7 protein-coding genes are annotated in these 6,232 nt (G+C 36.3%); 4 read left to right on the top strand and 3 right to left on the bottom strand.

Going from position 1 to position 6,232, the window contains the following annotated elements; all coding sequences use genetic code 11:
* The first annotated feature begins 126 nt into the window (after positions 1 to 126).
* The 3 genes from F6K13_RS13805 (at position 127) to F6K13_RS13815 (ending at position 2,894) form a co-directional block, all read left to right on the top strand.
* Positions 127 to 1,029 carry a hypothetical protein gene (locus F6K13_RS13805; protein WP_287273186.1) on the top strand — a complete coding sequence of 301 codons (903 nt, stop codon included), beginning with the start codon at positions 127 to 129 and terminating at the stop codon, positions 1,027 to 1,029.
* Between the two features lie 671 nt (positions 1,030 to 1,700).
* Complete coding sequence (locus F6K13_RS13810) at positions 1,701 to 2,705, top strand: aldo/keto reductase (protein ID WP_124154702.1); 1,005 nt, start codon at positions 1,701 to 1,703, stop codon at positions 2,703 to 2,705.
* 57 nt (positions 2,706 to 2,762) lie between these two features.
* Positions 2,763 to 2,894: a hypothetical protein gene (locus F6K13_RS13815; protein WP_275670330.1), complete on the top strand. Its 132-nt coding sequence runs from the start codon at positions 2,763 to 2,765 to the stop codon at positions 2,892 to 2,894.
* Between the two features lie 86 nt (positions 2,895 to 2,980).
* Here F6K13_RS13815 and F6K13_RS13820 read toward each other — a convergent pair whose 3' ends face one another.
* The 3 genes from F6K13_RS13820 to F6K13_RS13830 all read right to left on the bottom strand — a co-directional run bounded on the left by F6K13_RS13820 (position 2,981) and on the right by F6K13_RS13830 (position 4,336).
* Entirely contained in the window at positions 2,981 to 3,289 is a 309-nt protein-coding gene (locus F6K13_RS13820; protein ID WP_124144346.1) for a 2Fe-2S iron-sulfur cluster-binding protein, read from the bottom strand.
* Between the two features lie 67 nt (positions 3,290 to 3,356).
* Positions 3,357 to 3,650 carry a 2Fe-2S iron-sulfur cluster-binding protein gene (locus F6K13_RS13825; protein WP_124154701.1) on the bottom strand — a complete coding sequence of 98 codons (294 nt, stop codon included), beginning with the start codon at positions 3,648 to 3,650 and terminating at the stop codon, positions 3,357 to 3,359.
* A 392-nt stretch (positions 3,651 to 4,042) separates the two neighbouring features.
* Complete coding sequence (locus F6K13_RS13830; RefSeq protein ID WP_124144344.1) at positions 4,043 to 4,336, bottom strand: 2Fe-2S iron-sulfur cluster-binding protein; 294 nt, start codon at positions 4,334 to 4,336, stop codon at positions 4,043 to 4,045.
* A 309-nt stretch (positions 4,337 to 4,645) separates the two neighbouring features.
* Between F6K13_RS13830 and F6K13_RS13835 the strand changes: the two genes are divergently transcribed.
* Positions 4,646 to 5,650 carry a Gfo/Idh/MocA family protein gene (locus F6K13_RS13835; RefSeq protein WP_124144343.1) on the top strand — a complete coding sequence of 335 codons (1,005 nt, stop codon included), beginning with the start codon at positions 4,646 to 4,648 and terminating at the stop codon, positions 5,648 to 5,650.
* Positions 5,651 to 6,232 lie beyond the last annotated feature (582 nt).

Consider the following 6,232-nt stretch of genomic DNA (forward strand, 5'->3'; position numbering starts at 1 on the left):
GACTTATTTATGGAGTGGGATTTTTAGATTTAGTGGTTGGTGTGTAAGTCTTGTTTTTGTTATTCCTTGATTTTTGTGATTAATTAGTAGTATTATTAACTGACCACAAATTAATTTACTAAATCAATGAAAATTAAAAATTATTTACTGGTTCTTATTCTGGTAGCAAGCATGGTAGTAAGTATAGCAATTTTCTCTGAAAAAACCTTTATTTTTGATTTTAAATTTAGTTCAAATGAGACAGTTTTATTAAAAGATGACTTTGATAGTCAAGGAAATTGGCGACTACGTTCAAAACTTCGTATTGATTCAGGTTATTTAATTTCAGATGGTGATTTTCAAATTGCATCACTGAAGTTAGCCAAATTAGGAATAAGTCCTCTCGATCCAAGTAATGGTGCGATTAATTTGTATTGGAGAGGGATTTTTCCAGAAGATGCAACAAAGCCGAGAAATACTTATATTTTAGGCTTAGAATATGCCGAGAATTCACCCTTCTGTTGGAATGGGAAGGTTGGTCAAGATGTTAAAATTATTCTCACAGAAGATGCTTCTCCCTGTCCAAAAAGTTTCAGTCAGGTTAGGGAAAATCCTGAACTTAGAGCTTGGATACGTCCTAAAGAACCTACTATCCCTGGATTCATAAGACTGCATATAGATCCAGATTTTACTCCTGGCGTACAACCAGAAGAGCGCGATGGTTCTAAATTTCCCTATGTCACCTTGGATAGTCAACCTAATTCTCAAAGAGAATACCGTATGCGAGTTCAGGAAAAAAATCAGCAGGTTGAGGTCGAGCTTTTCTTTTTCAAAGATGATAAATGGGAATCATTAGGTGAATCTTTAGTAGTAGCACCGTCACAATGGAAACACGTTATTGGTCAGAATGAAGAGACTGGAGATTATATATATGGAATGAAGGAAGCTATAACCTTTAAGGCCGTTAATATTCTCTTAAGAAGAGATAGAAACAAGGAACCTACTAAAATAGATGCTGTTGCACTTACCCAAGAGAAGATTTCTAGGTAGTGGTGGATCATAATTTTTTTTGCAAGAGTATATTCAGCACCAAGAAACCCGGTTTCTAGGGTAAATCATTGTTTTTGACAGTAAACATCTACGAGAAACCCGGTTTCTGAGTTCACTTGCGTAAGTCCTGTAATTGATATTTGCTAACCCAAAATAAGTAAGTAATACCAATTTGATAAATGTTTGCTACAAATAGCTAGGATATTTCTTAGGAGTCAGTCCTCAGGAGTCAGGAGTCAGAATGAATAGTATTTAAAGCGTTTTTTAGATCGGAAATCATCGTTTTTGTCAAAGGGCATATCCTGCATTTTTCTTTTTATTCTTCTTACTATTCGTAAAATTATTTTTTCACGCTTGGTATAATATACAGTAAATTCCAAGTATATGAAATACAAATATTAATAGGCATCTCCGAAAAAGAATGGGCTTCTTGCTCTTAGAGGCAACAGGCAACAGGAATATAGATTTTCAGGAAAAAGGTATAAAAAAGATTTTTTATGGTTAATTTTCAGGATTAAGCTAGTTTTATACAATGCTTTAAGTCCCGTTATTTATTTTCTGGAGATGTCTAATGATAAAAACTGTAACACAGGAGCCTTGTCTGTCACAGTTGTACCTTACTAAGATGAAATATGCTATCACAAAAAACATAATTTTTTAGAGTTGTTATAATGTTAAAAAAACCTATCGATAACTATGAAAAAAAAACGACTCGACGTAACTTAATAATAACCAGTCTTGCGGTTACGGGTGGCATCATCGGTGGTGCTGCCATCAATAAACAGACTCAAACCAAAGTAGCATCTGCTGAAAAACTACCCACCACATCCACAATGCCAGAACGAGTATTAGGTAAAACGGGTGTAAAAGTACCATTGTTAGGTTTAGGTGGAGCAGGAAGAACACCCCTCAATAAAAGCGGACAGGAAAAAGAGTCAGTTGCAATAATTGAAGCTGCTCTGTCTCTAGGAATTAGATATTTTGATACTGCTGCTAGTTATGGTGCAAGTGAAGAACATTTAGGAAAAGTCTTACCCGCTTATCGAAAAGATATATTTTTGGTAAGTAAAACCGGAAGACGCGACCGCGACGGAGCATGGAGAGAGTTAGAGCGATCGCTAAAACGGTTAAATACAGATTATCTCGACTCGTGGCAGTTACACCATGTTTCATTTACAGAAACTTTAGATGAAATATTCAGTTCCCAAGGTGCTATCAAAGCAATGGAAGAAGCAAAAGAACAAGGTATAGTCAAATTTTCAGGAATTACAGGTCATCACGAACCTGATATTATTGCTGAGGGACTACGTCGCTATCCATTTGACACGACTCTGGTTTCTATTAATGCTGCTGACAAACATCATCCACGACCATTTGCTCCTACTGTGTTACCTGTTGCGCAACAAAAAAATGTGGGTGTTATTGGAATGAAAATACCAGCTTACGGTAAATTACTCCGACCGGGGGTATTGAATATGGAGGAAGCGATGGGATATGTATTGTCCTTAGAGGGCGTACATTGTTGTATCGTAGCTACAGAGTCTGTGGAAATGTTGCAGTCTAATGTTAGAGTCGCCCAAACGTTTCAACAGTTAACTCAACAGGACATGGGAGCGATCGAACAAAAAACAGCCAGTGTTTGGCAAGAAAATACTTTCTTCCGTGCTTGGACTTGAGGAAGGTTGTAGGTTGTAGGTTTTAGCTTTTAGGTTTGTTGAAAAATACTAGAGCTTATGGGAAAAAGTCGTCGGGAACAAAATCGCACAGCTAGTCAAGTAATTTGGCATTTGACAACCCAAGATGCACGAATTAAATTGAAGCATCTTTATCCTGTTGTTGAAACTGTGGCACGCCAAGACTCTTAACACCTGTTTCTCCATGTCAATACCATTTTAAGCTTGACGCGCCACTACGCTGTCTAATATTTATTTGACAAACACTCTCTCAACTACTAAGTAAGTGCCTCTTCTTGGTGAGTCGTAACGGTGCAGTCTTTTTTAGGGTAAGCAACACAAGTTAGTACATATCCTTCTGCAATCTGATCGTCATCCAAGAAGGAGCCATCACTTTGATCTATTACATCATCTGCGTTACCTTCTACCTTTCCTGCACAGCTCGAACAAGCACCAGCACGACAGGAGTAAGGTAGGTCAATACCTGCTTCTTCAGCAGCATCAAGGATATAGGTATCATCAGCACAATCAATAGTTTGGTTGATTCCCTCTTCTTCATTTATTAGAGTAACTTTGTAGGTAGGCATATAATTTTCCTCTCAATAATTAATTAGACAATTTTTTTGATTTTTGATTGACTTGAAGCTGCTAACTTTAGTAAAGTGCTTCTTCTTGGTGGGTTTCAATTGTACAATCAGATGTAGGATAAGCTACGCAAGTTAAAACATATCCCGATCCGATCTGATCGTCATCTAAAAATGACTGATCGCCTTGATCTACTGTACCCTCTACTATTTTACCAGCACAGGTAGAACAGGCGCCAGCACGACAAGAGAAGGGTAAATCAAATCCCTGCTCTTCTGCTTCATCAAGAATATACTTGTCTTCAGGACAATCAATTTCTTTATCTCCTTCTGGAGTTTTCAGTTTTACTTTATAGCTTGCCATTTTACACTCCTTACATTCAATAGTTTCGTCTCTATCCCACAAACAAAAGGGTTCATTAGTTTAGATAGAGTCGTACTCATTTTTAAGGCAATAGAGCTGACTCGTGATGCTTTAAATCAGCAACTCGTTGATTGATTTTACTGCTATCCACTAGAAAAATAGCGATCAGTACTTATATTGATTTTGATCGCTGATACTCATTTTCTGGGATTCACATTAGAATTAGTAGAGGTCAATTACCCAAACAAGCAAAACCCCAAAATTACTTGGAGCTTAAGCTAGCTGATTAATTACCTCACACAAGAGAAGAGCTTTAATTTCAGCGTATTAGCTGATAGTTGAAAGATCCTCAACTATTACCAAAAAAAATTAATTAATTTGCTCTCAGCTACTTATCCTAGCTCTTCTTCCACGTTAGTTTTAATAGTACAATCAGACGTTGGTTTGGCCACACAGGTTAGTACATATCCTTGTTCTATCTGGTCATCATCTAAAAATGACTGATCGTCTTGATCTACTGTACCTGATTCAATTTTACCAGCACAGGAGGAGCAAGCACCAGCGCGACAGGAATAGGGTATATCTAATCCTTGATCTTCAGCAACATCAAGAATGATCTCATCATCAGGACATTCAATTACTTTTTCACCATCTGGTGTAACTAGAGTAACTTTGTAAGTGGCCATTTATTTTTCCTCTTCAGCTAGTTTTGTCTATATATAATTTAAACTTATACAAAACACAAGGCTTGATTAGCCAAATTATTTGTACTTGTTTTATTTCCATCTTTGATATTAAGGGAAAAAATCAATGTTGTAAAACAAATTAGGCAAAAAATTACTATAGAATTTGTTATAAATAATTCTAATTTAATTCTGATTACTTATACCTGATTGGACAACAACTCTCAGACAGATATTAAAAAATATTGAATTTTAGCACAGTCATTGACATATATAATCTAAAGTATAATATTTTAATTTTGTACTTTAACTATGACCCAAACAAATCTCTCTTCCTCTTTATGCCCCACTATCCCGATCAGAGTAGGTATTGTTGGTACTGGTCATGCTGCTAAAACTAGAGCTGAGGCATTAAAAGTAGATACGCGATCGCTCCTAGTTGCGGTAGCAGGTCATACCCCAGAAAAAACTGAGGAATTTAGTCAAACCTTCCAAGTTCAGAATACAGCTTCTTGGCAACAGTTGGTAAAACGAGAAGATTTGGATCTAGTTATCGTTTCTACTATTAATAGAGACCATGGATCAATTGTTCGTGCAGCCCTAGAAAATGATAAACACATCATTGTGGAGTATCCTCTTTCCCTAGACTCAAATGAAGCCGAATCATTAATTTCTCTGGCAGCTAAGAAAAATAAGCTATTGCACGTCGAACATATTGAGCTTCTCGGCAGTCTCCATAATGCGATTAAACAATCTTTATCAGCTATTGGTAAAGTCTTCTACGCTCGTTACATTACAATCAATTCTAAACAGCCAGCACCTGTAAAATGGACTTATCAGCCTTCATTATTTGGCTTTCCTTTTATGGGAGCGCTTTCTCGTTTGCATCGGTTTACCGACCTATTTGGTCAAGTTGATAATGTCAATTGCCAAAGTCAGTTTTGGTACACTGAAGCAGACCTTTATAATGCTTGTTTGTGTACTGCCCAGTTAAAATTTAGCAATGGTGTTATTGGGGAAAGCGTCTATGGCAAAGGTGACAAATTTTGGATCTCAGAAAACACTTTTACTCTTTACGGCGAAGCAGGCACATTAATTTTTACTCCTCAACAAGGTCAACTATTGCAGGGAGAAAAAACAGAAACTATAGAAGTGGGGGCGCGACGAGGTTTATTTGCTAAAGATACAAAAATGGTAATTGAACATTTATTGGAGGGAACTCCTTTATATGTAACTCCAGAAGCAAGTTTGTATACCCTAAAAGTTGCTGAGGCGACTAGAAAAGCATCAGAAATAAATAAAATTATTAATCTATAGAAGATGAAGGAGTCAGGAGTCAGGAGACAGGAGACAGGAGGGAAGAAAGAAGAAGAAAGAGAAAGTTTTTTGATCGCGCTATTATCCGGACATGATATAAGTTCATAACTCATAGCTGAATGCTGTTTGCGCAGCATTCCGTAGGAAATGCTTACAACAACAGAGCTGGGAATTTAAAATAGACATCTCCTATAATAAAAAATCAAATCAATTATCACACAGAATTTATCAATTCTTTTCCCTTACTGCCTACTGCCTATTTTCTGGAATAGTTTTGTTCTAATTAAATTAAAATTTACATCCTTTTCAACAAAAAATTTGTTGATTTTATTTATGAAAATTTTAGCCTTGAAAATACTGAATTAATCTGGAATTTTGGTAACTTTAAAAAACATTTTCATCATTTAATATATTATATCATGTTCCCCCTCCGGGGGAGCTACGCTAACGGACGGGTCAGTTATAATAAAATTTAAGGACTGATAACACTGACAGTACCAAATAAATACTGAAATTATCAATACTATTCTCTAATATTTCCTATGTATTACTCCTTTCTTCCCTCCTGACTCCTGAGTCCTA

The sequence above is a fragment of the Okeania sp. SIO2B9 genome (assembly GCF_010672505.1).
Classification (GTDB): domain Bacteria; phylum Cyanobacteriota; class Cyanobacteriia; order Cyanobacteriales; family Microcoleaceae; genus Okeania; species Okeania hirsuta.